Raw genomic sequence first — 25,143 nt, 5'->3', positions numbered from 1 at the left:
ATAGCCGATGCCCGTGCAGCCTTCTTCCGCCGACGCGGGTGCCGGGGCGCTGTCCGGCTCCCCTGCCGATTACAGAATCCGTGATGATTTCGTCAAGAAGATCACAGAGACGATCCCGCAGGGCTCGTTGGCCCTGTGCATCCTGTTCCGGAGCGTGGCGGAAGACAAAGTCATTCCCGAGCTCGAGCCCTACAAGCCTCGAGTGCTCAAGACATCACTGTCGAACGAGCAAGAGCCGAAGTTGAAGGCCGCGCTCAGCAAGCTAACTTCGTAGAACGGCGCGCGTCCAAATAGAACCGCATTAGCGGTTCCATTTGGATGGAAACGCATTGTTTCAGGTTCCTCCCTCTTCGGCATCGCGCATCGACGCCGAGGCGACTCGGGATTCTTCTCTACCGCCGCTGTCCCAGAAACATCATGAGGAACTGGAACAGGTTCACGAAGTCGAGATAGAGGCTCAGCGCGCCGAACACGGCGATCTTCTCGGCTGCCTCGCTGCCCCAGGCCTGGGCATACTGCTCTTTGATCTTCTGGGTGTCGTAAGCGATCAGGCCGGAGAAGATCAGCACGCCTGCCAGCGAAACGATGAAGCTCATCGCGCCCGACGGGAAGAACATGTTCACGAGGCTGGCCAGGATCAGGCCGATCAACCCCATGAAGAGGAACTTGCCGAATGCCGTCAGGTCGCGCTTCGTGGTGTAGCCGTAAAGGCTCAGAGCGCCAAAGGCGGCAGCCGTGATGAAGAAGGTACGCGCGACCGAGGCCCCGGTGTAGCGGAACAACAGCAGCGACAGGCTCACGCCCATCAGCGCTGTGACCGCCCAGTAGACTGCCTGCACACTGCGCACGCTCATCTGGGCAGCACGGAAACCTGTCAGGAGCAACAAGCCAAGCGGCGCGAAAATCGCGATCCAGCCCAAGGTGTTCAGACCGACGACGGAACCCGCCTCGATCTGAAAGAACAGGCCTGCCAACTCGGGCGAACTGAACAGGCCGAAGGCGACGATGCCCGACAGAGCGAGCCCCGAAGCCATGTAGTTGTAGACGCGCACCATATGGGCGCGCAGGCCGGCGTCGAACGACGCCTGCTCAGCAGCGGTGCCAGGGCGGCTGACGGTACCGAAATTCGGATTAACCATTGGTTCCAGTCTCCATAAAGGGCGGCACTAGCCGCAAAGCCAATCGTCGAAGCTGCCGTTACCGAGCTCCATTGCCTTGCTCAGCCGAAGCTCGACGCGTCGACACAGCGCAGGACCTCAGTGATGTTGCCGACTGCCAGTGTGTTCGGAACGTGGGACAGGAGGACAAAGCTCTCGGAAGGCCGGCGGCGTTTGCGGCGTTTGATGTAGTCAGCCCCGCCGCCCTCGCGCTTGATTATGCATTAGAGCTGGGAGCTCGTCATGGCCGTTTCGCGACAGAGATTGGGATAGAGGGAACACTCTCGGGATTTTGCGCCGATGTGCTCGCTCCCATCCTCCATAGAATGATCATGTTGGACAGGTCGGTACGCGGCCTCCAAGGCATGGAGAGCATGTCGTTCTTCGGAGACACGGCGCTTGCAGTCCTGTTTGCGAATACCTTCATGATGTTCCTCGTCGCACTGTGGCTGTGGCTGTGGCTGCTCATCACCACCGCAGCCGACCTCCTTAGCCGAAAGGACATATCCGGTTTCCGCAAAGCTCTATGGGCCATCCTGGTTCTCGCCCTGCCCTACGTGGGGATCTTCGCCTACATCCTGACGCAAGGGACCGGCATGGCGGAGCGCAGGTGTGCCAAAGCGTGGGAAGCGCGCGAGGAGCTGCGCGCGATGGCAAGCTTCAGCGCGGCCGACGAGCTGGTGAAACTCGACCGGCTCAAGTCCCGCAACGCACTCTCCGAACAGGAGTACCTGACGCTCAGAGAGCGGTTGCTGGCGTGAAACAACCAATGACAGGTCAGCCGTAGCGCACGGGCTCCGCTTCGGTGGATCCAGACCAGGGCCCGAATGGAGACAGACCATGATTCGCAAGTATTCAATGTCAACTCTCGTCGTGGGCGGCGCACTCTTGGCGGCCAGCGGTGCCTACGCTCAGATGGCAACGACCTTGGAGCAGGCCGAGCTTGCCGGACTTACGCCCGCGAAGCGGACTGAAGTCATGGAGCGTGCCAAACAGCCAGGCCAAACCGTGTACGAAGTGCTGCAGACGATGCTGTTGAACAACATCAAGTCGAAGATTCCGGCCAGTCGCATTGTGGCGCTCGACTTCAATCGTGGCATCAGCATCGTCGAAATGCAGAGCGGTGGATTGGCTGCAGTCAACTTCGACACCACCACTCTGGCGCTCAAGTAGGAACTTCGGTCGGCATCGGGCGGGCGTCGCCTGCCGTGCCTTCGTTCGACCGTCGACTATGAGTTACCGTGCCAGAACATCGTGCCTTCGAATGGAATCCGTCGAAGGCGCGATGCTCCAGCCGGCTTGAGGTGAGCGACTTCAAAGGCGGTCAGAATCACCACTTTCTCTTCCAGTTGACATCAGGTCGCCGCGACGAGAGCGCCATCGCATCCGACTATCCCGTCAGAACACTCATGCGAGGGCCCCGGGCGCGCAACGCGACGGCGACATAGGCGCAGCCGGCAAAAAGAAGAGATATCCCGCCAACCGTAGCCGGCGTGAAAGAGTGATCGTACGGAAGCTTCATCACCAGCAACCCAGCCGCCAGAAGAGCGATGCAGCCTGATGCCAGGAACCAGAACCAGCCCTTCAACGATCGTACTTTCGCTGCAAAGGCAATCTGCGTCAGGCCGTGCACTGAGAAGACTATCGCCATCAGGAGCGTGATGGTCACGATGCCGGCAAAGGGGTCCAGGCGAATGAGAACGCCGCCGATCGCAGCCAGCAGGCCCAACGCAAGATGCCAGACGAACAGGGATTCGCGCCGCATCTTTGCCGACTGCGTAATCTGGACGATTCCAACGAACATGAGGACCAGGCCGAGGACTTCGTTCGGCGCAAGCGACGATACCGCCGGGACGGCGATTGCCACGCCGCCCGCGACGATCAACAACCCGCCGACCAGGATGAACAACAGCCAATGGGAACGAAACGACGCTGCGATGAACCCTCGGTCATCGTCTCGGTCTTTGCCTGAATTCATGTCATCGCTCCCGAAGCCCGCTAAGTAACTGTTTCCGGTCCGGGCATGAGGCACGGGTCGCTGATGGTAGTGCCAGTCAGGCGCTCGTGGAATACCGATCGTGGACGGCAAGCATCAGCGCAGCGACGGCGATCAGGTAGAGCACGCCGTCGATGTCGATGCGCCGAACAGGACGCGGTCTTGCTCAACACGACCTTGCAGCAGCAGATTGGTGGTGCGCTCTCCGCCTCCGAAACTGCCTCGGAGCACGCATTCGACAGTCCTCCTAGTAGTCAACCGCCTCTCGTATGATCGGACAGGTCATGCAATGCCCGCCGCCGCGGCCGCGCCCCAACTCGGCGCCGACAATGGTGATCACCTCGATGCCCGCCCTGCGCAACAGCGTATTTGTATAGGTGTTGCGATCATAGGCGAAGACGACGCCGGGGGCGGCACAGACCAGGTTGGCACCACTGTCCCACTGGGTACGCTCGCGCATATAGGCCGTCCCGCCGGTCTCGACGACCCGCATCTTCTTGACGCCCAGCGCTTCGGCCACGGTCTCGACGAAAGGCTTGGTGTCCTTGCGCAATTCGATGCCGCTTGGCGTGTCGGCCGGGCGATATGAATAGGCCTGGATGTTGTAGACGATGTCCGGATAGAGCAGCACGCAGTCACGGTCGGCAAAGGTGAACACCGTATCGAGGTGCATCGCCGCACGTAGCTTGGGCATGGCCGCGACAATGACGCGCTCGGCCGCGCCCTGCTTGAACAGGGCCTGCGCGAGCTGGCTGATGCCCTGGCGCGAGGTCCGCTCGCTCATGCCGATCAGCACGATGCCCTTGCCGATCGGCATGACATCGCCGCCTTCGACCGTGGCAAGGCCATGATCCACCGTCGGATCGCCCCACCAGACGTTGACCTTGCCCGCGAAGTCGGGATGGAACTTGTAGATAGCGGCGGCGAGGATCGACTCCTCGTGGCGCGCGGGCCAGAATAATGAGTTGATCGAGACGCCGCCGTAGATCCAACACGTCGTGTCGCGGGTATAGAGCGTGTTGGGAAGCGGCGGCAACAGATACTCGGTGACGCCAGCGGCGTCCTTGACGAGCTTCAGCATCTCGCCACCGTGGGTCTCGGGGAATTCTTCAGTCGACAAGCCGCCTATCAGCGTCTCGGCAAGATCTCGCGGCTTGAGACCATCGAGATAGCTCTTGATCTCGTCGACCAGGCCCAGCCCGACCTGATTGGGCACGATCTGGTTCTCGATGATCCATTTCCTGGCTTCGGGAATCGCCACGGTCTCGGCGAGCAGATTGTGCATCTCGACGACGTCGATGCCGCGATCGCGCATCTTCTGCATGAAATCGAAGTGATCGCGCTTGGCGTTGTCGACCCACAGAACGTCATCGAACAGCAACTGATCGCAGTTCGATGGCGTCAGTCGCTGGTGCGCCCGTCCCGGCGCACAGACCATGACCTTGTGAAGCTTGCCCACCTCGGAATGGACGCCGAAGGTCTTCTGCCCTGCCTGTGCCATGTCATGCTCCGCTGACTAGATGGTGATGTAGCCGGTCGCCAGCCACCAGATGCCGACCACAGCGCCGATGGTTGCGAAGATGAAGATGATCCACTCGGAGACGCCGGTGAAAACCGGCTTGCCCTGCTCGCGGCGCGCCCAGAAATAGAGCGCGGTTCCGGGGGCATAGAGGACCGCAGACAGCACGATGAACTTCAGACCGCCGGCGTAGAGCAGGAAGATCGTGTAGATCGTGGCAATCGCTGCGATGATCAGGTCGCGCCGACGTTCCTCGGGGCGCACCTCGTAGGTCTCGCCGCGTCGCGTGAGCATCAGGCCATATGCTGCCACGAACAGGAAGGGGATCAGGGCCATCGCGCTGGTCAGGTTGAGCATCAGCGTGAAGGCGTCGCGCGACCAGTAGGTCGTGATGACGATCAGCTGAATGACAATGTTGGTCGCCCATAGCGCAGTCGACGGCACCTTGTTGGCGTTCTCGTGGGCGAACACGGCCGGCATATCCTTCGTCTTCGCGGCCGTGAACAGCACTTCCGCGCAGATCAGCGACCAGGCGAGATAGGCGCCCAGCACGGATATCAGCAGACCGACGCTTATGAAGATGGCGCCCCAATGGCCGACCACGGCTTCCAGCACCTGCGCCATGGAAGGCTGCCGCATGCCGGCAATTTCAGCGCGCTGCAGCACCGCATAGGGCAGCAGGGTCACCAGGACCATCAGCGACGTGACGATGACGAATCCCATGATCGTCGCCCGGCCGACATGGGCGCGTTTCTTGGCGAAACGAGAATATACGCTCGCCCCCTCGATGCCGAGGAAGACGAAAACGGTCACGAACATCGTAGCGCGCACCTGCTCGAATACACCCTCGGTGAGGTCGCCGCCGTAGAGATTGTAGCTGAAGAGATCGAGCTTGAAGGCGAAGAACAGGATCAGGATGAAGACCAGGATCGGCACGACCTTGGCGACGGTGACGATGCTGTTGATGACGGCCGCCTGCTGGGTGCCGCGCAGGATCATGAAATGGAATAGCCAGATACCGATCGAGGCGACGATGATCGCCGCCGCCGTGTTGCCGTCGCCGAACACTGGAAAGAACGCGCCCAGTGTCGATTTGATCAGCACCCAGTACGAGACGTTGCCGATGCAGCTTCCGATCCAATACCCGAAGGCCGACAGGAAGCCGGGATAGTCGCCGAAACCCGCCTTGGCATAGGCGAACACGCCGGCGTCGAGATCGGGCTTGCGCTCGGCCAGCGCCTGGAAGACGCGAGCCAGCATGTACATTCCGGTTCCGGCAATGAGCCAGGCGATGATTGCGCCGATCGGCCCGGTCGCACCGGCAAACGTGCGCGGGAGCGAGAAGATGCCCGCACCGACCATGCCGCCCACGACCATCATGGTCAGGGCAAACAGAGAAAGCTTCTGGATGGATGGCGGCGCAGCTGCGCGATCGTCGTTTGCCTGTTCTGCCATCAAAACCTCCAGCCCATCTTCAGGGCGATGCCGACGTGCCACACCTCGAAGTTGGCAGCCGGCAGGTTGGACCAGTTCTTCTCGTAGGCGACCTGAAAGTCGAGCGCCGGGCGCCCCAGCCACATGGCCGTGCGATCCGACCCGAACCACGATTCGGGCAGCACGAACTCGAGAGTGACGATCGGCTCGATGAGCCAATCCTCCTGGCTGAAGCCGTAGTACGAATCGAAGGCGCGACGCTCCGCGAGGATGCCGGCACTCAGGTTCCAATGGGGCGAGATCGCGAATGTAGCAGACGGGACCAGATAGGCGGCCCATGAGCCTGGTGGCGGATCCCTGAAGCGTCTTTGGATGACGGCAGTCATGCCGAACGACCAGACGGTTTCGGCGAGGGTGTTTCCGGAGAAGGCTACCCGCCGGAAGTTGGCGTCATAGTTGAACGTCTTGTTGACACCGAAGTTCAGGTCCTGCCGGGTCGCGAACCAGCTCTTGTAGAATGGCGCAAAGTCCCACCTCGGGGCATATGAGACGTACGGCGAGTACGCTTGGTCGTTGTTGGGATCGACGTATTGCAGCCGCCCCGATGCAGTTATCTTGTCGAAGTCGAGACTTGACGCTTGCGTGAACCGATCGACCTCGGCGCGAGTATTGGCCGTGAACTTGAACGGCAGATCGAAGACCGGAGTCGCCCATGACATGCCGAGGATCGGGCTGAACTCAGCAGAGTTTGTTCCACCGCTGGGCAGCGCCTCGGCGTTGGAGTTGAAGAACATGGGAACCAGGCCGTTGACGGTGAACTGCGAGCGGCGCACCTGCTGCTCCAGCCCCGGAGTGGTGGCGAAGAGGTTGGTCGGTGGGGACGGCGTGTAGCGGTTCGGCGTGCCGAACATGGCGTCGTAGCGCGCCGAGTTGGCATCCTCATGCTGGTCTCTGACTTGCGCGGCAAGCGGCACCGTCGCCAGACTCGCGGCGACAAACAAAAGAACCGGAAGAAGAGCACTTGTTGCCATCCGGCAACGAAGCCCCTTCATGTCCGCGAACCTTGTCTCCCCTGAAGCCCCTGCTCTCATGGCCACCTGCCAGGACGACATGCCTGGAGTTGCGTCGGTCAACGCATCCTAGTGGCCGGAAAGCCTATCTTCCTTAGCGTCTCGTCCCTAGGTCATACGCCATGTCCCAAAGACGGTGCAGGCACTCGCGAAGTCACGCGAGGAGCGGAACACCGAAGATCGAGAATTGGGACATGGAGAATAGTTGCAGGATTCCAAGCCAATGTGCGCCGAAGCGCAGGTTGTAGAATGGCTTGGCACGGCTTGCCGCAGCACCTGTTCCGATGATCTTGCCGGGGCGGTGTCCAGCGCCAGCCCTGAGCGTGCCGGACGCCGGGCGGCTGTCGAACTGACGATCGCCAACATCGGCCGCTTTGAGGGAGAAAGAAGATGATGTTTTCGGGAGAATCCACGTTCGCCAATTTCCTGGCCGACGCGTTTGCCGTATTCGTGTTCATCCTGTGGTTCTGGCTGTTCATAACTGCGGCGAGCGATCTGTTCCGCAGACAGGACGTTTCCGGCTTCGGCAAGGTGCTCTGGATCATCCTTCTCATCGTGCTGCCCTACATCGGCATCTTCGCGTACATTCTGACACAAGGGGGCGGAATGGCGGAACGCAATCGCGCCCAAGCCCGGCAAGTGAGAGACGAGCTGCGCCAGATCGTGGGCTTCAGTCCTGCAGATGAGCTTGCCAAGCTCGAACGGTTGAAATCGGAAAAGACGATCTCCGACCAGGAGTATGCGCGCCTCAGAGCGCGGGTTCTGCAGTAGCGTCTTCGGCACAAAGGGGAGATTGCGGCACAGCGGTCGTGCAAGCCGCTGGCCCGACGTCACGGTAGAAAGCTCTCGGCGTCATGTTCGTGTCCGACGCACCCAGAAGCGCGCCTTCCGCCTCGACCAGAAACGGGACGTCCGGACCAGTGGTGGGACGGCGTGCCGATGTGCACCGACGGACCATCCGTAGAATGCAGGACCGGGAGCGTCGACAAGGTGAAAACGTCCAACTGTGGCGACAAGCAGAAACGGGCCCGTCGAGCTCACCTGAGCCGGCGGGAAGTGGAATGGCGATCGCCATCGGTGGTAATCGCAGAGCACCGATCGCGAGCACGAATTCGCATGCTGCAACGAACACGGATGCCACTCCCGGCGACAATACGCTCAACGACGGCTTTCCTGCAGGTTTCACAGGGAGCGCGGCCGTTTGGTTTTCTCACTTGGAGGTGGTGACATGAAGAGGCGTGCGATCTTGGCTGGCGGCGCATCCGCCGCTGCTGGCTTCTCGGTTCAGCCGGCGCTTTCGCAATCGACGAGCACTCCCGCCAAGCCCCTGACGGCGACTGAACTGGAATCTGCCGCCGCACAACTGCGGTCCCGTTTCTCGCGGGATTTCGATCCCGCTTACGTCGAGAATGCGATCCTCCCCTTCTTCATGGTCAGCGTCTACAACGGGGAACGCCCCATGCTGCCCATGATCGACGTGACCCTCACCAAGGAGAACGCGCTGCCGGCGCATCTGTGGGGGTTGATCAGCAAGAGCTGGAGACCTGCGCCCGAGAAGGGCGTGACGGTATTCCTGCAGGCACTGGAAAAACGCGGCCCGGACAATCGCCGTAAGCGCATCTACATGAGTGGCGTCACCCCGGATCTCTATCAAGGGATGTACAGTGGCAAAGTGACGAAATTCTTCGAGACTCTCTTGGGGAGTGCCAACGCCGGCAAACCACTGATGCGGCGCTATCTCGACACATTCTGGGACATGTATTGGGATTTGCATCTTGGCGTCAAAGGAGATGCGATCCCGGCGCAGGTGCGCAAGATCGGCATGAGTTTCAACACCGTTCTCGCCTATCTGAATCCGACGGACAGAATCGTCTACGACAACTATATGATCGTTCGGGAGAATCTCGATTTCCTGAAGTCCTGGATCGAGGCGCGGCTCGCCGATATCGAAACAGGCAAGACGCCCGCTCCAGAAAAGACATTTGCCTGGTACTGGATCAAGAACGGCAAAGACGACGACAATTTCCAACATAAGGACGTCGTCTTCGAATGCTTCCACAATTTCGTCGCGTTCAGCCAGTGGGGCAACTCGCTTTACAATATCATGCTCAAGTTGGGCGCGGCGACCGGCGATCCGCAGGTCCGGGATTGGTTCAGAAAAACCATGGAGAGCGGGTTCGACAGCGCCGGCGGCTCGCCCTACACGCCGCTCACACGCTTCGTCATGGAACTCTTTCGTGTCATTTCGCCCAACAGCGGCAGCATCTCGTCGCTCCAGGAAACTTCGTCACCGGCGTTCAAGAGGTCCGGCTATATCATCAGCCCCCATACCTCGACGAGCTTCGACGCCGTTCATTGGAAAAATCCCGACGAATTCGATCCGTCGCGCTACGAGAATGTCCCGACGAGTGCCCAGGTGGATGAACAGTGGGCCGAGCGGATCGGCATGGCACGCTGCCCCTTCGGCAAGGCGACTTTCGACGTGAAGGACGGGAGAAAGGTTTCACTGCACAACAGTGCTGTCGGGACCGTCTTCGGCGTAGCCGACGGCAAGCCGCTGCCCGTCTGCGACTATGCCGGTTTCGCCCCGTTCGGCTTCGGTTATCGTCGCTGCCCGGGGGAGCAACTCACCATCAAGGTTTTCGAGGACTTCCTCAGAACGACGTGGAAGAACGGAATTGACTTCGTAAAGCTCGACGTCGCCGATCCGGAAGTGTTGCCGATCGGGCCGACGACAGTCATCCGCGACGATATCGGATTCACGCGGCGGGCTTAGGGATGCGTTGTCCCAATGACCGGCACTGGTTGGAAGACTCCCGCGACGGCTTCTTCCAATTGGCCGGGCGGGCATTAACCGGTTTCGCATCCTGGCGGTGATCGACGACTTCAACAGCGGGTGCTTGGCCGCCGTGTCCGAGGTCTCGCTGTCGGGCCTGCGCGACGAGTGCCTCACCGAAGACGTCTTCACCACGCTTGCCTAGGCTCGGTGAATCATTGATGCCTGCCGCATCGACTACAGCACCGTAAGGCCTCACGGCCGGTCGCCTCCGGCGGTGGTCGGCACAACGCGCAAACGCCCCGTTGAACCATCATCCACGAGAGCAAAAGCGGCGTCCACCAAATCACCAGGAAGCAGTTACGCCGCGAGAGGCGTCTCGGATTTCTTGGGGAACGCTCAATGACGGCCGGTTATCGTTAGGGCACTGCACTCTGACTGAATCGATGTATCGGCGTATGCGCTGCCTAGACTAAAATGGGGCTGGAACGATAGAGAGGGTAAAGTCCGGTCGGCAAATGACGTAAAAATTGAAGACCGAGCTGGGCAGAAGCGATTGCGTCCGGCATCTCCCAGGCCGGGTGTCACTATGCAGGAGGCCATGGATGCGGGAGGCGCCGACCTGGTATGCGCGTAAGTACAGCTCCGTCGTGGCCCGCTCCTGCGAATCCGACCCCGACGCCGAGTTCCATATCCAGCAGATCGGCGCGCAACGCCATGCATCGCGTCTAGCGACCATCGACTATGGTGACGCGTTCGTCCTCGACTTGCGGGACAAAGGCGGCATCGCAATGTCAGGGGCGATCAACGACGATGCGTTGACGGCGGTGTTCATCTGGGGCGAAGGCGCCACCTTCAACGGGCAACGGACTGAAATCCCGCAGTTGCGGATCATCGGTCCGGGAACGGAGTTCAAGCTGGAGATGCCCGGCAGCTATCGCCTCATGCGGATCGGTCTGCGCGCCTCCACACTCGATTCATTGCGTGCGGTGTCTACTTCCAACCAGCACCAACGAACCTGGCTGATGCCCGGGGTGCACGAGCGGCGCTTCACTCCGCAGACCGAACTGGCGCTTCAGCAGAGGCTGCTGCGAACAGTAGGGTTTGCGGAAGCTGCCGCGCAGCGCGGCTACGATCTCAGTGCCGGCCTCGCGGTCGCGGCGAGCGAGGCGGGTGCCGCGCTCGCACAGGCGCTCTCCCGCACAGAAGGGCCGTCCGCCCGCAGTCTCGGTTCCGGCGACCGACGCGACATCGTCGATGCCACTCTCGCCATCCTCGAGGCGAAGCCGCACGGCCCGGTTTCAGTCAGTGCCGTCTGCGAGGTGCTGGGCGTCGGCGAGCGAACGCTGGAGCGCGCTTTCCAGGAGCGCCTGGGACTCAGTCCTCGCGCCTATGAGCGGGAGCGGCGGTTACGGGCGGCGCACGGCCTCATCCTGACGGAGGGTGATCGCCTCTCGATTACCGATATCGCCATGAGCTTCGGTTTCTGGCACCTCGGCCGCTTCGCCGGGGCCTATGCGGCGCTCTTCGGATGCTCGCCCAGCGAGACGCGGCGGCGCATCTGGGGGGAGCGCGCCGCGGAACTGATGGATGTCGTCGACTCTGCTGCCTGAGGATAGCTCGTACCGACACGCACCTTCTGCGCCAAGATTCACCGAAAGAACAAAAAGCGGCGCGTCGGAATCCTAGCGATAGCAACTCTGGCGTGTCGGAAAGTGGATAGAGATTGGCTGTCCCACGAGGGACTTTGGCGATCCGACCTCACTGCTGCCGCCCGTTTCAGAACGACTTTGGCTCTCGGGTGTTCATTGGATGAGAAATTGAAAGGCACGCGCCCCCGGCAAGAGGCCGCCGCTAGTCCGGGGGGCCGGAACCGGAGTTGGCCGGAAGTGCCGGGAGAGCAGAATCATGTTCGATCAACCGCCGACCCCCATGGTCGAGCCATCCGAAAATACAAACAGCAACGAACGGTTGCGCTATGCTATTGAAAGGGACACGTCTTCCGTCCAGCCCGCTGAGCAGTTCGAACTCTTCCGCAACTGGCATACGGGCATTGCCGAAGTTTGGCCTTTCCAAGCAGAAACCCCTTCATTTCCCGCACATCAGACGGTGTGGAATCTTGGAAATTTGACGTTCACCCATGTGAAGGCGCCGGATGCCCCCTATGGTTGGCGGCATTTGAGCAAACCAATGACAGACAATTGGTGTCTGCATTTGCCGCTGCCAAAGTCTCCGCCTCTTGGAGAGAATTTGGAGGTCGGAGACTTAGGGTTGCGGTCTTTCACGGATCCGTTCGAGTGCGTATCGGAGAGGACCGATCACCTCGCTCTGTGCATACCTCGCAATCTCCATTTCCTCCAATCATCCAGGATTGAAGTCCACGAGACCTCGAAACGATTCCTGACGGATTACATGCTTCTCTTGCATCGTTCGCTCCCCGATCTGAGGAACGCCGATGTACCGCATATCGCCGCGGCGACCACCAGCTTGCTCGCCGCATGTCTGACGCCGTCACGCGACCATATCGCCGAGGCGCAGCGCCCGATCGAAGCCTCCATCATGAATCGCGCTTCTCGAACCGTTGCGAAACATTTGGCAAACCCCAAGTTGGCGCCGGATTGGCTCTGTCGTGAGCTTGGCGTGTCCCGTTCCAGCCTGTACCGAATTTTCGAACCGGTCGGCGGCGTTTCGACCTATATCCGTCGCGAGCGATTGCGCAAGACGCGCGATGCGCTGGTGGACAGTTCGGACGGACGATCGATCTCCACCATTGCCGAGCAATGGGGCTTCATGGACCCCTCCACATACAGCCGCATGTTCAAGAAGGAGTTTGGCATTTCGCCAAGCGAAGCGCGCGCGGAAGGCTGGCTGGGCGTCCAATGCGTGCGGCCGACTGATGGAGCGCACATCCTTCGCAATCTCTTGCTCGGCAACTCTTAGAGGCGGCCCTCGGAACGGGCATGGCGTGATAGGAAGCGGCGCTGCGATTTCACGCCGAAATCGCCTATGCAGGCGCGGAGCCATACTTTGCACTCGTCCGAAAGGCGTTGGGTGACCTTGTTGACGGCGAGCACTTCTTCGTTCGATGCCGTCGCCGCGGACATCGCCTACGAGGTGCGCTGCGACTTGGGCTGGCCTCGAGTGGTCCGAGGTCACACCGAGCTGATGGATCAATTCCTGGGAGATATTGGCAGCATCCGGCTGCGGTCCGCAGACGGGTTGATCGTCAACAAGGCGGACAACGGCCGCGTCGTGGAGATCGAGTATGGCGTCCACGGGACGATCCTTGCGACGGGCTCCAAGTACGAAAATCGATTTTGCTCGATCATCGAGCTTGAGAACCGAAAGATCGTGCGCTGAGGAGATTGTACGGACTCGTATGCCACCTGGAACTCACTGACGGCAAAGGGCTAGCGATCGCCCGGGGTATGAAGCCCCTGAGGCGAGGTTCTTGGAAGGCGGGTCTTAGTCGCCGTTGCAGGGGGACCAGCTGCGGCTGCGCAGCAAGAGTTGAACGTCAGGCGACGTTCAACGCCGTGCCGCTAGCGTTCTTTGCTATGGGGAATGCGGCGCCTTATTCCAGGCGCACGCCGGCGGCCCGAACGACCGAACCCCAGGACGCCAGTTCCTGCCTGATCAGCGCGGCCAGCTCTTGTGGGCTGCTCGTTTCGACGCTCGCTCCCTGCGCGACGAAGTCAGCCTGCACGTCGGGCATGGCCATCACTTCGCGCAGGGCGGCATTGAGCCGGGCCACGACGGGGGCAGGCATATCCGGCGGCGCCAACACGAATATACTGGTGACCGAATTGAACCCGGGCAGCGTCTCACTGATGGCGGGCACCTCGGGCGCCGCCGGCGAGCGCTTGGCCGAGGTCACCCCAAGCAACCTGAGCTTCCCGCTCCTGGCCAACGCTAGGGCCGGCGGCAGGCTGACGAAGCAGATGGGGATCTGCCCACTGACCAGGTCGGCCAGCGCCGGCGCTCCGCCCTTATAGGGCACGTGGACGATGTCGACGCCGGCCACCTTCTTGAACATCTCGCCGCTCAGGTGCGCGATATTGCCGACACCGGGCGAGGCATAGCTGTACTTGCCGGGATGAGCCTTCAGCACATCGATGAGTTCGCGGGTGTTCGCGGCGGGGAATGCCGGGTTCACCACGAGCGAATACGGCAGATTGCCCAGAGCGCCGATCGGCGTGAGCGTACCGGGGTCGTAGCCGATCTTCTCGTAGATGGCGGGCGCCACCAGGACAGCTGACTCGGCGAAGAGCAGCGTGTAGCCGTCCGCCGGCGCACTGGCCAGGCTGGCGGCGGCGATGGTGGAGCCCGCACCGGGGCGGTTCTCCACGACCACCGGCTGGCCGAGCATCGGACTGAGCTTGTTGCCGACGATGCGGGCCAACACGTCGGCGCCACCGCCGGGCGGATAGCCCACCAGAAGCTTGATGGCGCGCGACGGGTAGGCTCCCGCCTGCGCGAACCCGCTCCGGGGCGCGGCAAGCCCCACGCCCAGGATAGACAATGCGAGTCGGCGGCCCAGTTTTCGGCGACCGAGTTTCATGTCTTCGATGCTCATGCGATGTGACCTCGAATCAGCGCGCTGGAACGGTCTCAGGCGGCGTTTGGCGGGAAGTAGCGGAATTGGATGCTGCGATCCTTCTCGATCTGCCGGATGAGGTCGATCTCCCACGTGAGATAGTCCGTCATCGATTTGCGCAGGTCGTCATAGTCGTAGGGGCTGTACCAGACGTCGTCGGTTGCCGAGGTCATGTTCTCGAGCCCGCTGGTCAGCGGCAGGCCGGCGGCGACCCAGGCCGACGTGCCGCCCTCGAGCAGGGACACGGAGAGGCGCGTCGCGGCAGTGGCGTCGGCGGCTGCGATGGCAGCGAAGGCGCCATCGTCCGACGTCAGCACCAGCCTCGTATCCTTCGATGCCTTGGCGGTCACCTGCGCCAGCCCCTCCTCCAGCCGCGAGCGCACCGCGAACCAGGCGCCCGGGATATGGCGGGAACGAAACCGCAGGCTGCTGGCAAGGTCGACCACCACCGCCTCGCCGGCCTTGAGCAAGCGGTCGAGTTCGAGAACATTGATCCGCTCCACCCCGATGGCGGCGGCCGGGGCTAAAAGCTCGACCGTCTCGACGCCCTTCTCCAGCGCGCCCCCGCAGGCGCCGAGGCCGCCGGTCAGGACAAACACCTCAGCCCATCCGAGTTGGACCAGCCAGGACGCCGTCATGCGTGCACGCACGCCGTTGTCGTCGCACAACACGATGCGGGCGCCGCGCGTGCCCACATAGTGGTCGGTCGATTGGACCAGCTGGCCGCCGGGCGCGCTCCGCGTGCCGGGGATATGTCCGGCCTCGTATTCCTCGGGGCTGCGCACATCGAAGACGTAGAGCGACCGCGCCGCCTCGGCCTGCAGTTGGCGCAGACGGGCGGCGTCGATCTCGCGCACGCCGAAGCGCCGCGACACGCGCATCGAGGCTTCGATGGCCCTCGCCAGGCCCCTGGGCGTGGGCGGCGGCGCTACCGCGCGACTGCCGCGGGCCATGGTCTCGCCGCTCAAATGCCAGCCCGCCGTACCGTTGCGGACGCAGACCACCGGATTCCTGATGCCGGCATTGATCAGCGACTGCGCGCCTATGATGCCGCGCGTCCGACCCGCGCAATTCACCACGATGGTGGTCTCCTCGCGCTCGACGAGGTCGAAGGCGCGATGCACCAGCTCGGCGCCAGGACAGTCGATGCCGCCGGGCAGGCTGTAACTGTGGAATTCCGAGTACGGCCGGCTGTCCAGGATCAACATATCCTTTCCCTGATCGATCCAGCGCCGCAGTTCGGCAGCATCGATGGCAGGTGTCCCGTAGCGATGCTCGACGAATTCGCCGAAGGCCTTGCTCGGCACGTAGATGCCGGCGAACGCCTCCAGCCCCGCATCGCGCCACCCCTGCAGGCCATCCCGCAGGATGGAGATATCGGTATAGCCCCAACGCGCCATGCGCCGGGCCGCGCGCTCAGCCAACCCCTCGTCGCGCTGGTCCATGAGGACGATGCGGGTCGTGCGACGTGGCACGAGGGCCGCCAGCCGCGTTTCCAAATGGCTGAAAGGCGCCGACACGATCATCAGCGGATGACCCGTGTTGAACAGGCCTTCCTCGCGGACGTCCAGGAAGGCGAATTCCGAACCGTCACCCAGCAGGGCGTGGACGCCGGCAGCGTCAACCCGCGGCCAAGACGAGCGCTCTGACGTATCGGGATGGTCTTTGACAGCGTTCATCGGGCGGCAAGCCTCGTTCAGGGAAGGATCGCCCCAAAATCTGGTCGCCGCCGATGCATAAGGAAAATATAAATATAATATAAACTGATTTGAAAAAGATATGAACCTGACCGTTCGACAGCTGCGCGCCTTCACGCTCGGAGCACAATTCGCCTCGTTTTCCGAGGCGGCCGCCCGCATGGGCATCACGCAACCCGGCTATTCGCTGCTGATCCGCCAACTAGAGGAGGAGTTGGGCCTGTCGCTGTTCCGGCGCACCACGCGCCGGGTCGAGCTCACCGAAGCGGGCCGCGAGATTCTGCAGAGCGCTCAGCGCACGCTCCAGCAGTTGGACGAGACCCGCCGCCGCGCTGAAGACTTTCGCGATGTCCGTCAGGGCACACTCAGTCTCGCGTTCGTTCCGTCGGTGGGCTGCAGCCTGCTGCCGCCGACACTGTCGCGGTTCGCCGAAGCCTATCCAGGCATCAAGCTCGTATTCCATGAAGCGCAGGCCGTCGGGTTCGCCGAGCACGTGCGCAGCGGTCAGGCCGAGATCGGCCTGGGCCTCCTGCTGCAGCCCGACGAACAGCTCGCCTTCGAGCCGCTGATGCGCGACCGCCTAGTGGCGCTGCTGCACACGCGGCATCCGCTCGCCTCGCGCGCCACCGTGACGTGGAAGGCGCTGACGCGCTTCAGCTCCATCTCGGTGACCACCCAGTCGAGCGTACGCGTGCATGCCGATCGGGCGGCGGCCGAGGCCGGCGTCGAGGTTGAGCCAACCTATGTCCTGGACTCACTCACCACCGCCGTCGGCCTGGTACGTGCAGGCCTGGGCTATGCCGTGCTGCCGAGCCTGGCGCTGCGCAGCATGGACTTAGGCGGCGCAGTAGCTCGCGTGGTGGAGCAGCCGCGAGCCTGGCGTGACATCGGTCTGCTTACGCGTCGACAGTTCAGTCTGTCGCCGGCGGCCATGGCATTCGCAGCCATTGCGCGAGCCGTCGCGCCGGCGTTTCCGGCCTTCGGCAACACGGCGGGGCGGCCCCACCCCTAACAGACTACGGGAACCACTCTCGTGAGCGCGTGGCAGCGCTTTGACCGGTCGACAGGATACCTACATGAGCTCGGCGTTGATCCACGGCGACCGCGGCGCCCCTGCTGAAAAGAAGCCGGAGCCCGAGGGCTCCGGCTAGCCCAGGGAGGAAACGCCAGAAGCGTTTTGCCATCGCTTGCCAGGCTGTTCGCCTAGCTCCGCCGATGGCTGCGGACTTGGATGTTCGGCGCTACGACGGCAGGAGCAGCTCATGCTGGCAGAGATTCAGGGACGCGCCTCGATAGGGACGTTGCACGGCGATCGGATTAGAAAGAACTGCTCGATGCGGCCCTAGAAGACAACTTCCTGGAAAGCGATCCGATTGCCTATGTGCAGGACAATACCCGCGAAGGAAAAAATCGGCATCTGACTTCCATGAACATCAGCAATAGGAAGGCCTTAGATCCTTCTTCAACTTCGCCTGAGATCAGTTTCCCTCGATACCACAAGAAGGTCCACCTGAGCGACCAGTTGTTGCATGACCGATACAGCCTAGCGTCAACACGCTGAACGACTTTCGAACAACAGGGTATTGAGCAAGTACGCCGATCTGACGCTTTGGAAAACGTGAATCAGCGCGACACAGCCAACGAACGCCTTATGTGGCCCTTTAACTCTCGGGCAACTCCAACAAGATCGACTTTGCCCGCGTCCTGTAGCCACTGCGCTCGTGCGCCACGCAGGGCGGCTAGCGTAAGTGTCGCCTCCGCCAAGATATCGATGTCCTGGCGGATTTCACCCTGCTCGATGCCAGTTCTGATCTGGGCGGCAATACCATCCACCGACAACCGGTTGAATTTGCGGAGAATGCCTCGAAACTCCGATTGCTGCGTCAGCGCCTCTTTCTGGATCAACGACAAGGCCCGCGCGGCGCGTACATCATTCACCGACAGGTAGACATCGATGGCCGCCAGCAACCGATCAAGGCCAGCAGGGGGAAGCGCGGCTTCCGATAGAGTTTGCTGAAACCGGCGGTGAATTTCGGCCGTTACCGCTTTGAGCAGGCCTTCCTTGGTCTTGTAGTGGTGTGCCGTGAGGCCACTGCTGTAACCGGCCGCTTCCCCGACATCGCCAAGGGTCGTTCCCTTGATACCTCGCTCGGCGATAAGGCGAATCGCAGCATCCAAGAGCCGCTGCTCTGCCTCTTCACGGCGAGCGACTTGGGTTCTGCCCGATGTCTGGGGCAGCTTCTTCGGCCGCCGAACGGGCGTGGCTGGGCCGGGCCTCGACTTTGCGTGAGACATACTGCGGTAAGAACTATTGGATTGCTCCCAAAGGAACAACCGATTTTGCCCTTCCCAAACCACAACTGATCCAACGAGATCGCTGGATCAACCCTCAGATCCGAGCGCGGACAGCCTCATATTCTCCGACGAGGCGAGCGACCAGCGCAGCCGTGTCGACGATGCCATCGACACCCGACACCGAATGCCCTGCGCTCCATATGTCCGCCCATCGCTTCGGCCGCTCCTGCCCGCCCGACCCGCCGCCATACTGCTGCTTGGCACGCTCCATGCTGACCTGTTCGTCCAGCTTCACCGGATCGAGCCCGGCGGCTTCGATGGACGGTCGCAGCATGCTGGCATCGAGTCCCGTGAACGCCTTGGTCAGCATCACGTCGTCCAGGGTCGACGCGACCAGCATCTCTTTGTAACGGGAGATGGCGCGGCTTTCCGTGGTCGCGATGAAGCGTGTGCCCATGTAGGCCAGGTCGCAGCCCAACGCGCGGGCGGCGTGTAGTGACGCCCCATCGCTGATGCCCCCCGCCAACACGATCGGACCATCGAAAATCGCCCGCACGGCACGTACGAAGGCGAAAGGATTTGCCCAACCCGTTTGGCCGCCAGCACCGGCTGTCAGCAGAATGAGGCCATCGGCACCCGCTTCGATCGCCTTTTCAGCATGGCGCAACGAGGCAATGTCAGCGAAGACCTGCGCTCCGATCTCGTGCAAAGGCCCTACTGCTGCCACTGGCGAGCCGACACTGGTAATGACCAGCTCAACCTTGTGGCGCACCAAGCAGGCAAGATCCTCCTTGAAGCGGGGTTGGCGGATGATGAGGTTCGGACAGTAGGGCGCAGCCGGCGTTTCGACAGCTCCCAATGAGCCTTCGATCTGGGTCAGCCATTGGTCGAGTTCCTCGACGGTACGGGCGTTCGCTGTCGGGAAGGCTCCGATGACACCGCTGCGGCAAGCGGCAATCACCAGCTCCGGGCCGGACACGCGCAACATCGGCGCGGCGATAACCGGCAGCCGCAATCGCCGCAGGATCGCTTCCGGTAGTGGCTTCCCACGACGATCTCCGGACATGCTCAACGGCCCTTCCAGACCGGCTTCCGCTTTTCAGCGAAAGCTTTCAGCCCTTCTCGACGGTCTTCCGAGTCGAGAGCCCGCTGCGCGATCGGCATCTGCTTCGCCCAGCCCTCCTCGTCTTGCCAATTGAGCGATTGGAAGACGATCTCCTTGCTCGCGGCCAAAGCTGTCGGACCATTCACCAGCAACGTCTCGGCGAGCTTGATCGCCTCTTCCAGCGCCTTGCCCGGCTCGGCGAGCCGGTTGACGACGCCATGGCGCTCAAAGAAGGCCGCCTCCTTGAACGAACCGGTAAGCGCCAGCTCCATCGCCAGATGATAAGGCATGCGCCGCGGCAGGCGGAAAAGGCCACCTCCGATGGCCACCACATTATGCCGGACTTCAGGCAGTCCGAGCTTGGCATCGCGTGCCGCCACGATCAGGTCGCAAGCCAGACACATCTCGAAGCCGCCGCCGACGGCATAGCCTTCGACTGCTGCAATGACAGGTTTGCGCGGTGGCCGCTTCATGATGCCGAAGCCGCCACGTGCGATCTTGGCGCGCGGGCCGCCCTTGGCCACCGCCTTGAGATCGGCGCCGGCCGAGAAGTTGCCGCCGGCGCCGGTGATGATGCCGACGAAAAGCTCGTCTTCGTTGTCGAGAAGGTCCATCGCCGCCGACATCGCGATCGAGGATTCGTCATCGAAAGCGTTCTTGGCTTCGGGTCGATTGATCGTGACGACCAGGATGGGGCCACGGCGTTCGGTCAATACTCGCTGAGAGGGATCCGACATTCATTCCTCCTTTACAGACCGAACGTGAAGCCGCCGTTGACGCCGTACGTCTGCCCCGTCACCCAGCTGCTGGCGTCGGATGCGAGGAACAGAACCATGTTGGCAATATCGGTGGGCTGGCCCGGTCGCCGAATGACGTAGTTGTTCATCATCTTCTTGTATCGCTCCGGGTCGGCCTTGAGACGCGCCTCGATAGCGGGCGTCAGCGTTGCAGCGATCGCCACGCAGTTGGCGGTGATTTGGTATCGCCCCAATGTCCGCGCCGTTGCGCGCATGAACCCCGCAGCGCCCGCCTTGGCCCCGGCATAGACCTCGAGGCCCGAGTCGCCGTAGCGGCTCGCCTCGGAGATGATGGTGATGATACGGCCTGCCGCGCCGCGCTCGATCATGCTTGGAATGCACGCGCTCGTGCAGTTGACCACACCGTAGAAGTTGACGCCGATAAAGCTGTTCCAGGCGTCCGGGCCGGTCTCCCAGAAAGGTTTGCGCGTATCGGCATGCGGGGTTGCTCCGGCATTGCCAGCATTGTTGACGAGGACGCCCACCTTGCCGAACTTCTCTTCGGTCTTGGCTACAGCCGCTTTCACGCTTTCCAGATTGGTGACATCGGCCTGCACCGCCAGCGCCTTGCCGCCAGCAGCATGAATCTCCTCGACGACCTTTTCGGCGCGCTCGAGCACAAAGTCGTTCACGGCGACGCCACCGGCATTGTGAGCCGCCAGATGCAGCGCGATCTGCCGCCCTACGCCCTGCCCCGCTCCCGTCACGAAGGCGACTCGGCCGCCCAGATCCAGAATATCGCTCATACGCGTCGTTCCCTTCCTCTCCAGTACGGCTCTCTCAATTCCCGCTTCAGCAGCTTGCCCATGGTATTGCGCGGCAGCTCGGCGACGATCTCGACCGATTTCGGACGCTTGTAGGAAGCAAGATGCAGCTTGGCGTGTTCGACGATCTCCTCCGGAGCAGCGCTGGCGCCGGGTCTCAGCTCGACGAAGGCCTTCACCTGCTCGCCAAACTCGTCGTCGGGAATGCCGATCACGGCGACGTCCAGCACGGCTGGATGACGCAGCAGGCCGGCCTCGATTTCAGCGGGATAGAGATTCACACCGCCGGAGATAATCATGTCCTTGGCGCGGTCGGTGATGAAGAGATAACCCTCTTCATCCAGTCGACCGACATCGCCGACGCGGAAAAAGCCTTCGCCGTCCAACGTATCGGAGTCCAGCGGCTTCCCATTCAGATACTGAGCGATGGTGGCAGGCGTACGGACCCAGATCTCGCCCACTGAGTCTGCGGGCAGATCGACTCCATTCTCGTCGCGTATGCGGATGTCGACATGCTTGTGAGCCAAGCCACTCGATCCCGGCTTCAAGCGATGCATGCCCGGCGCCAGATGAGTGATCATGCCGGTTTCGGTCGCACCATATCCTTCGCCGAGCTTGCCTGCGCCGAAATAACTATCGATCCAGTCCTTGAGTGCCGGCGGAACGGGGGCCGCACCCACTCCCAACACGCGCAACGACGAGACGTCGTACTTGTTTAGCTCCTGCTGAGGAAGAGCAGCGATCCGCTTGTACATAGTCGGCACGCCTGTCCAGACCGTCACCTTGTGCGTGTCGACGAGACTGAGCGTCGTCGCTGGATCGAAACGGCGCAGGAGGACAATGCAATTGCCCAGTCGAAGGGCGCCCCACAGAGCCGCAGGACCTGCGCCATGATGCATCGGCAGCGTCAACATCACGACATCGCCCGAACGCTGCGGCCGCTTGCTGGCGACGTCCTGCAGATATTCCGCCGCCCTGCGATCCGTCTTCGCGACTTCACGCGTGTTCATGACCACGCCTTTGGGCAGGCCGGTCGTTCCCGATGTATAGATCACAAGCGGCGGATCGCCGGCTGAGAAACGGGGGACCGGTGGCTCGTCGATCAAGCTCTGAAACGAAACGAAACCTTCGGCCGGCGTGTCAATCGACACGGCAAGCTTGATGTTCATTCCCTCGAATGCCGGCTTCAGAAGGGTCGGATCCGGATCGTCACAGATGAATACCGTGGCGCCGCTATTACCGAGCACGTACTGGGTTTCGGCCGCCGTCAACCGCCAGTTCAACGCCAGGAGCGAACAGCCGAGCTTGGCGAGTGCGGACGAAAGAATAGCCCAATCAAGCCTGATCTGGGTCCGCAACACGACAATGTCGCCACGCCGTACGCCATGTCGCTCCAATCCCGCCGCCACGCGGTCCGCCGCCTCATTCCAGGCGGCGTAGGTCAAGGACCGATCGCCCTCGATGATAGCCACGGCATCGGGCTTCTCACGCGCCCAATGCTCGATCGTTCCCGCCGTTACTGTCGTCATGCGGCAAGGCTCCGCTGCAATGACGAAACGTAGGAGTCCCGCAGGGCTGCAAGCTCGACCCGCTCCTGGTCGGTCGACCATTGCGCCACCGTCGCCCGCAAAGTGCCGAGGATCAGAACGGCCTGCGATGCGGGATCAATGTCATCGCGGATCTCGCCACGCTCGATTCCCTGCTTGATCATGGCGCGCAGACGTCCCACCGAGCGGACCGTCACCTGCTTCATCGGCTCCGCGAGAAGAGGTTCGGTGAGGGCCTCGGCAAGCGCAATCAGGAGCGCGCGGGTCGCGGCCGGGGTCCTCAGGGCGCCATCGAAGTACGATTTGACCGAGTGAAGCAGGGACTCGAGACCCGGATCCTTCGCCGAAGTTTGAGCCAGCCGGTTGGCGAAGCCATCGGCAATGTGGCTGGCGACCGCCGCAATCAGATCGCTCTTCGATCCGAAGTAGTGCCCCGGCAGACCGCGACTATAGCCTGCCGCCTCGCCGACATTTGCCAGGGTCGTTCCTTCGGTCCCGCGATCGGAGACCAGAGTGACCGCGGCCGCCAACAGACGGCGCTCTGCTTCGGTGCGGCGCTCAGCGCGGCTGCGTCCAGATCCGGCTGTTTCTTCCGGCTCGGCCTTCCCTGTGCCGGGCACTGCCTGCTTGGATTTCGTATTGCTGGGTCCGGGCATTCCATCGAGCTCCAGGATCGTCTCTCGGCCGCAAACACGCAGTCGTTTGAGCTTGCTGAATCGAAAACTATATGCTTGCTTATTGGTTAGCAAGTCAAAATCGGATCGGAGGAAGTCGAATGAGCACGCCGGAGATCCTCAAACCAGCCTTGTACGCCGCTGAAGGCACTTCGACCCTGCCGGATCACCCGTCCCTCAGAGGCGGCAAGTGCCAGTGCGGCTATGTCTTCTTCCCACTGCAAACCTATGGTTGCGAGGTCTGCGGCCGCACGGGCGACGCACTCCAACCAGTAGCCCTCAGCGGCGGCGGCATGCTGATCGCCTCCGCAACAGTCCACATCCATGCCGGCAGGACGCCTCCTGCCAAAGCCGACGTCAAACCGCACACGGCGCCTTTCACGATCGGATCGATCAAGCTCGATGATGGGCCGACCGTGCGCACGCTGCTGGTCGATGTCGACGAGCGCGCGCTGAAGCCCGGTCAAAGGATGGTGAGCAAGCTGGTCTCTGTCGGCAGCGGCGCTCAGACGATCGTCGATCTCCGCTTCACCACAGCTTCCTGATCAACAGCAGGACCAGATCAACATGGCCAAGACTCTCAAGGACCTTCGTCCCGTCTATGTCGTCGGCATCGGCTGGCATCGCTATCAACCCCTCAGCGAGACGCCCTACGTCATGCTGGGCTTACCAGCGATTCGCCAGGCCCTGTCCGACGCCGGAATTACCTGGCCGGACGTCGAATCCTCCTACATCGGCACCGGCCTTCTCGGCATGGCAGCCGGTCGCGCGATGCTGAAGCACCTTGGCGCCACCGGGCGCCCGCTCGTGCATATCGAAAACGCATCAGCGTCCGGCTCTGCCGCTTTCCGGCATGCCTGCATCGAGGTCGCCGCCGGGATCGCCGACGTGTCGCTGGCCATTGGGGTCGACAAGCCGGGCGTGGTGCAGCGCGCTTTCACGAAGACAGGCATCGGCAACCTGGCCGACGACGCCATCGTGCCCTTCACCCATTTCGCCCTGCTGACCAACGAATACGCGCACAAGCATGGCGTGAAGCCACAGGATGTCGCCCTGGTCGCGGTGAAGAACCATCGCAACGGCGCCCTCAATCCCAACGCCCATCGTCAGCAGGAGCGCTCTCTCGACGAGATCCTCGGCGGCAAGCCGGTGTCGGGCACGCTCACGGCCCTGCAATGCTGCCCCGTCGGCGAAGGCGCTGCCGCAGTGATCGTCGCCTCCGAAGACGCCATCAAGCGTCTGGGCATCGATCCGGGCCGCGCCATCCGTGTCACGGCATCCGCCGCATCCAGCGAAGGCGCCGGCGCCCATGCGGCGGCCGATGCGGCAATCACCAAAGATACGATCGCCGATGCACTGAAGCAGGCGAGCCTCGCCCCCACGAACGTCGACGTGCTGGAGTTGCACGACGCCTTCACGGTCGAAGAGCTGCACTATGTCGAGGCGATGGGCGTCTGCAAGCCCGGCCAGGCCATCCATCTCCTGAAGGAAGGCGCCTTCGACATCGGTGGGCAGATGGCCGTCAGCCCTTCCGGCGGCCTGATCGCGATGGGCCATCCCATCGGCCCGACCGGCGTCGGTCAGATCGGCGAGATCGCCATGCAGCTCCGCGGCGAAGCCGGCGCTCGCCAGCACAAGGGCGCGAAGGTCGGCCTCGCTCACATGGTCGGCCTGGGGGCGGTCTGCTACGTGCACGTCCTGCAAAGGCCCTAACG

The 25,143-nt window shown here is 62.2% G+C and carries 25 protein-coding genes; 12 read left to right on the top strand and 13 right to left on the bottom strand.

The window, feature by feature from the left end:
* The first annotated feature begins 7 nt into the window (after nt 1–7).
* A complete protein-coding gene (locus EPO50_RS11515) occupies nt 8–274 on the top strand; it encodes a DUF1269 domain-containing protein (protein WP_296344064.1) in 267 nt (88 codons plus the stop codon).
* A 118-nt stretch (nt 275–392) separates the two neighbouring features.
* On the opposite strand, the gene EPO50_RS11510 is transcribed toward EPO50_RS11515, so the two are convergent.
* Nucleotides 393–1,139, bottom strand: coding sequence for a Bax inhibitor-1/YccA family protein (locus EPO50_RS11510; protein ID WP_296344062.1), 747 nt, complete (start codon nt 1,137–1,139; stop codon nt 393–395).
* Nucleotides 1,140–1,483: 344 nt separating this feature from the next.
* Between EPO50_RS11510 and EPO50_RS11505 the strand changes: the two genes are divergently transcribed.
* Both EPO50_RS11505 and EPO50_RS11500 read left to right on the top strand, forming a co-directional pair.
* Complete coding sequence (locus tag EPO50_RS11505) at nt 1,484–1,918, top strand: PLDc N-terminal domain-containing protein (RefSeq protein WP_296344060.1); 435 nt, start codon at nt 1,484–1,486, stop codon at nt 1,916–1,918.
* A gap of 79 nt (nt 1,919–1,997) precedes the next feature.
* A complete protein-coding gene (locus tag EPO50_RS11500) occupies nt 1,998–2,330 on the top strand; it encodes a hypothetical protein (RefSeq protein WP_296344058.1) in 333 nt (110 codons plus the stop codon).
* Between the two features lie 217 nt (nt 2,331–2,547).
* Here the strand turns inward: EPO50_RS11500 and EPO50_RS11495 are convergent, their stop codons facing one another.
* The 4 genes from EPO50_RS11495 to EPO50_RS11480 all read right to left on the bottom strand — a co-directional run bounded on the left by EPO50_RS11495 (nt 2,548) and on the right by EPO50_RS11480 (nt 7,158).
* Nucleotides 2,548–3,189: an HdeD family acid-resistance protein gene (locus EPO50_RS11495; RefSeq protein WP_296344056.1), complete on the bottom strand. Its 642-nt coding sequence runs from the start codon at nt 3,187–3,189 to the stop codon at nt 2,548–2,550.
* Between the two features lie 211 nt (nt 3,190–3,400).
* Nucleotides 3,401–4,654, bottom strand: coding sequence for an arginine deiminase (gene arcA, locus EPO50_RS11490; RefSeq protein WP_296344054.1), 1,254 nt, complete (start codon nt 4,652–4,654; stop codon nt 3,401–3,403).
* Nucleotides 4,655–4,669: 15 nt separating this feature from the next.
* On the bottom strand, nt 4,670–6,127 hold the full coding sequence (locus EPO50_RS11485; protein WP_296344052.1) for a basic amino acid/polyamine antiporter: 1,458 nt from the start codon (nt 6,125–6,127) through the stop codon (nt 4,670–4,672).
* On the bottom strand, nt 6,127–7,158 hold the full coding sequence (locus EPO50_RS11480; protein WP_296344050.1) for a hypothetical protein: 1,032 nt from the start codon (nt 7,156–7,158) through the stop codon (nt 6,127–6,129). The genes EPO50_RS11485 and EPO50_RS11480 overlap by 1 nt, the downstream gene beginning before the upstream one ends.
* Nucleotides 7,159–7,566: 408 nt before the next feature.
* On the opposite strand from EPO50_RS11480, the gene EPO50_RS11475 reads away from it, so the two are divergent.
* From EPO50_RS11475 to EPO50_RS11450, 6 genes are all read left to right on the top strand, one after another.
* Nucleotides 7,567–7,947, top strand: a complete 381-nt coding sequence (locus EPO50_RS11475; protein ID WP_296344048.1) for a PLDc N-terminal domain-containing protein — start codon at nt 7,567–7,569, stop codon at nt 7,945–7,947.
* A 290-nt stretch (nt 7,948–8,237) separates the two neighbouring features.
* Entirely contained in the window at nt 8,238–8,408 is a 171-nt protein-coding gene (locus tag EPO50_RS11470; RefSeq protein WP_296344047.1) for a hypothetical protein, read from the top strand.
* The gene (locus EPO50_RS11465) at nt 8,405–9,952 is read left to right on the top strand and encodes a hypothetical protein (protein WP_296344045.1); all 1,548 of its coding nucleotides are present in this window, start codon (nt 8,405–8,407) and stop codon (nt 9,950–9,952) included. The genes EPO50_RS11470 and EPO50_RS11465 overlap by 4 nt, the downstream gene beginning before the upstream one ends.
* Nucleotides 9,953–10,557: 605 nt before the next feature.
* Nucleotides 10,558–11,565, top strand: a complete 1,008-nt coding sequence (locus EPO50_RS11460) for a helix-turn-helix domain-containing protein (protein WP_296344042.1) — start codon at nt 10,558–10,560, stop codon at nt 11,563–11,565.
* Nucleotides 11,566–11,860: 295 nt separating this feature from the next.
* Entirely contained in the window at nt 11,861–12,892 is a 1,032-nt protein-coding gene (locus EPO50_RS11455) for a helix-turn-helix domain-containing protein (protein ID WP_296344040.1), read from the top strand.
* Nucleotides 12,893–12,958: 66 nt separating this feature from the next.
* Nucleotides 12,959–13,312, top strand: a complete 354-nt coding sequence (locus EPO50_RS11450; protein WP_296344038.1) for a nuclear transport factor 2 family protein — start codon at nt 12,959–12,961, stop codon at nt 13,310–13,312.
* Nucleotides 13,313–13,526: 214 nt separating this feature from the next.
* Here the strand turns inward: EPO50_RS11450 and EPO50_RS11445 are convergent, their stop codons facing one another.
* Together EPO50_RS11445 and EPO50_RS11440 are read right to left on the bottom strand one after the other, a co-directional pair.
* Entirely contained in the window at nt 13,527–14,528 is a 1,002-nt protein-coding gene (locus tag EPO50_RS11445) for a tripartite tricarboxylate transporter substrate binding protein (RefSeq protein ID WP_296344036.1), read from the bottom strand.
* Nucleotides 14,529–14,563: 35 nt separating this feature from the next.
* Nucleotides 14,564–16,228, bottom strand: a complete 1,665-nt coding sequence (locus tag EPO50_RS11440; protein ID WP_296344034.1) for a rhodanese-like domain-containing protein — start codon at nt 16,226–16,228, stop codon at nt 14,564–14,566.
* Nucleotides 16,229–16,328: 100 nt separating this feature from the next.
* Here EPO50_RS11440 and EPO50_RS11435 point away from each other — a divergent pair, with 100 nt between their 5' ends.
* Nucleotides 16,329–17,258: a LysR family transcriptional regulator gene (locus tag EPO50_RS11435; protein WP_296344032.1), complete on the top strand. Its 930-nt coding sequence runs from the start codon at nt 16,329–16,331 to the stop codon at nt 17,256–17,258.
* A 611-nt stretch (nt 17,259–17,869) separates the two neighbouring features.
* Here EPO50_RS11435 and EPO50_RS11430 read toward each other — a convergent pair.
* The 6 genes from EPO50_RS11430 to EPO50_RS11405 form a co-directional block, all read right to left on the bottom strand.
* Nucleotides 17,870–18,424 (bottom strand): TetR/AcrR family transcriptional regulator, encoded by a 555-nt coding sequence (locus tag EPO50_RS11430; RefSeq protein WP_296344030.1) that lies wholly within the window; start codon nt 18,422–18,424, stop codon nt 17,870–17,872.
* 211 nt (nt 18,425–18,635) lie between these two features.
* The gene (locus tag EPO50_RS11425; RefSeq protein ID WP_296344028.1) at nt 18,636–19,607 is read right to left on the bottom strand and encodes a nitronate monooxygenase family protein; all 972 of its coding nucleotides are present in this window, start codon (nt 19,605–19,607) and stop codon (nt 18,636–18,638) included.
* Between the two features lie 2 nt (nt 19,608–19,609).
* A complete protein-coding gene (locus tag EPO50_RS11420) occupies nt 19,610–20,383 on the bottom strand; it encodes a crotonase/enoyl-CoA hydratase family protein (RefSeq protein ID WP_296344026.1) in 774 nt (257 codons plus the stop codon).
* A gap of 11 nt (nt 20,384–20,394) precedes the next feature.
* The gene (locus tag EPO50_RS11415) at nt 20,395–21,189 is read right to left on the bottom strand and encodes an SDR family oxidoreductase (RefSeq protein WP_296344024.1); all 795 of its coding nucleotides are present in this window, start codon (nt 21,187–21,189) and stop codon (nt 20,395–20,397) included.
* A complete protein-coding gene (locus EPO50_RS11410) occupies nt 21,186–22,736 on the bottom strand; it encodes a class I adenylate-forming enzyme family protein (RefSeq protein ID WP_296344022.1) in 1,551 nt (516 codons plus the stop codon). The genes EPO50_RS11415 and EPO50_RS11410 overlap by 4 nt, the downstream gene beginning before the upstream one ends.
* The gene (locus EPO50_RS11405; protein WP_296344020.1) at nt 22,733–23,410 is read right to left on the bottom strand and encodes a TetR/AcrR family transcriptional regulator; all 678 of its coding nucleotides are present in this window, start codon (nt 23,408–23,410) and stop codon (nt 22,733–22,735) included. Before EPO50_RS11405 ends, EPO50_RS11410 begins: the two co-directional genes overlap by 4 nt.
* 119 nt (nt 23,411–23,529) lie before the next feature.
* Here EPO50_RS11405 and EPO50_RS11400 point away from each other — a divergent pair, with 119 nt between their 5' ends.
* Together EPO50_RS11400 and EPO50_RS11395 are read left to right on the top strand one after the other, a co-directional pair.
* Nucleotides 23,530–23,973, top strand: a complete 444-nt coding sequence (locus tag EPO50_RS11400; RefSeq protein WP_296344018.1) for an OB-fold domain-containing protein — start codon at nt 23,530–23,532, stop codon at nt 23,971–23,973.
* A 22-nt stretch (nt 23,974–23,995) separates the two neighbouring features.
* On the top strand, nt 23,996–25,141 hold the full coding sequence (locus tag EPO50_RS11395) for a thiolase family protein (protein ID WP_296344016.1): 1,146 nt from the start codon (nt 23,996–23,998) through the stop codon (nt 25,139–25,141).
* Nucleotides 25,142–25,143 lie beyond the last annotated feature (2 nt).

Source organism: Reyranella sp. (assembly GCF_004297405.1).
GTDB lineage: Bacteria > Pseudomonadota > Alphaproteobacteria > Reyranellales > Reyranellaceae > Reyranella.
The sequence above is the reverse complement of the archived record's forward strand: the minus strand, read 5'-3'. Positions and strand labels throughout refer to the sequence as shown.

Bases quoted from the DNA above. Each gene is read 5' to 3' on its own strand.
- EPO50_RS11510 (WP_296344062.1), bottom strand. From the start codon at position 1,139: ATGGTTAATCCGAATTTCGGTACCGTCAGCCGCCCTGGCACCGCTGCT.
- EPO50_RS11410 (WP_296344022.1), bottom strand. From the start codon at position 22,736: ATGACGACAGTAACGGCGGGAACGATCGAGCATTGGGCGCGTGAGAAG.
- EPO50_RS11435 (WP_296344032.1), top strand. From the start codon at position 16,329: ATGAACCTGACCGTTCGACAGCTGCGCGCCTTCACGCTCGGAGCACAA.
- EPO50_RS11460 (WP_296344042.1), top strand. From the start codon at position 10,558: ATGCGGGAGGCGCCGACCTGGTATGCGCGTAAGTACAGCTCCGTCGTG.
- EPO50_RS11480 (WP_296344050.1), bottom strand. From the start codon at position 7,158: ATGAAGGGGCTTCGTTGCCGGATGGCAACAAGTGCTCTTCTTCCGGTT.
- EPO50_RS11475 (WP_296344048.1), top strand. From the start codon at position 7,567: ATGATGTTTTCGGGAGAATCCACGTTCGCCAATTTCCTGGCCGACGCG.
- EPO50_RS11500 (WP_296344058.1), top strand. From the start codon at position 1,998: ATGATTCGCAAGTATTCAATGTCAACTCTCGTCGTGGGCGGCGCACTC.
- EPO50_RS11445 (WP_296344036.1), bottom strand. From the start codon at position 14,528: ATGAGCATCGAAGACATGAAACTCGGTCGCCGAAAACTGGGCCGCCGA.
- EPO50_RS11405 (WP_296344020.1), bottom strand. From the start codon at position 23,410: ATGCCCGGACCCAGCAATACGAAATCCAAGCAGGCAGTGCCCGGCACA.
- EPO50_RS11400 (WP_296344018.1), top strand. From the start codon at position 23,530: ATGAGCACGCCGGAGATCCTCAAACCAGCCTTGTACGCCGCTGAAGGC.
- EPO50_RS11515 (WP_296344064.1), top strand. From the start codon at position 8: ATGCCCGTGCAGCCTTCTTCCGCCGACGCGGGTGCCGGGGCGCTGTCC.
- EPO50_RS11485 (WP_296344052.1), bottom strand. From the start codon at position 6,127: ATGGCAGAACAGGCAAACGACGATCGCGCAGCTGCGCCGCCATCCATC.
- EPO50_RS11455 (WP_296344040.1), top strand. From the start codon at position 11,861: ATGTTCGATCAACCGCCGACCCCCATGGTCGAGCCATCCGAAAATACA.
- EPO50_RS11395 (WP_296344016.1), top strand. From the start codon at position 23,996: ATGGCCAAGACTCTCAAGGACCTTCGTCCCGTCTATGTCGTCGGCATC.
- EPO50_RS11470 (WP_296344047.1), top strand. From the start codon at position 8,238: ATGGCGATCGCCATCGGTGGTAATCGCAGAGCACCGATCGCGAGCACG.
- arcA (WP_296344054.1), bottom strand. From the start codon at position 4,654: ATGGCACAGGCAGGGCAGAAGACCTTCGGCGTCCATTCCGAGGTGGGC.
- EPO50_RS11415 (WP_296344024.1), bottom strand. From the start codon at position 21,189: ATGAGCGATATTCTGGATCTGGGCGGCCGAGTCGCCTTCGTGACGGGA.
- EPO50_RS11465 (WP_296344045.1), top strand. From the start codon at position 8,405: ATGAAGAGGCGTGCGATCTTGGCTGGCGGCGCATCCGCCGCTGCTGGC.
- EPO50_RS11505 (WP_296344060.1), top strand. From the start codon at position 1,484: ATGATCATGTTGGACAGGTCGGTACGCGGCCTCCAAGGCATGGAGAGC.
- EPO50_RS11420 (WP_296344026.1), bottom strand. From the start codon at position 20,383: ATGTCGGATCCCTCTCAGCGAGTATTGACCGAACGCCGTGGCCCCATC.
- EPO50_RS11450 (WP_296344038.1), top strand. From the start codon at position 12,959: ATGCAGGCGCGGAGCCATACTTTGCACTCGTCCGAAAGGCGTTGGGTG.
- EPO50_RS11440 (WP_296344034.1), bottom strand. From the start codon at position 16,228: ATGAACGCTGTCAAAGACCATCCCGATACGTCAGAGCGCTCGTCTTGG.
- EPO50_RS11425 (WP_296344028.1), bottom strand. From the start codon at position 19,607: ATGTCCGGAGATCGTCGTGGGAAGCCACTACCGGAAGCGATCCTGCGG.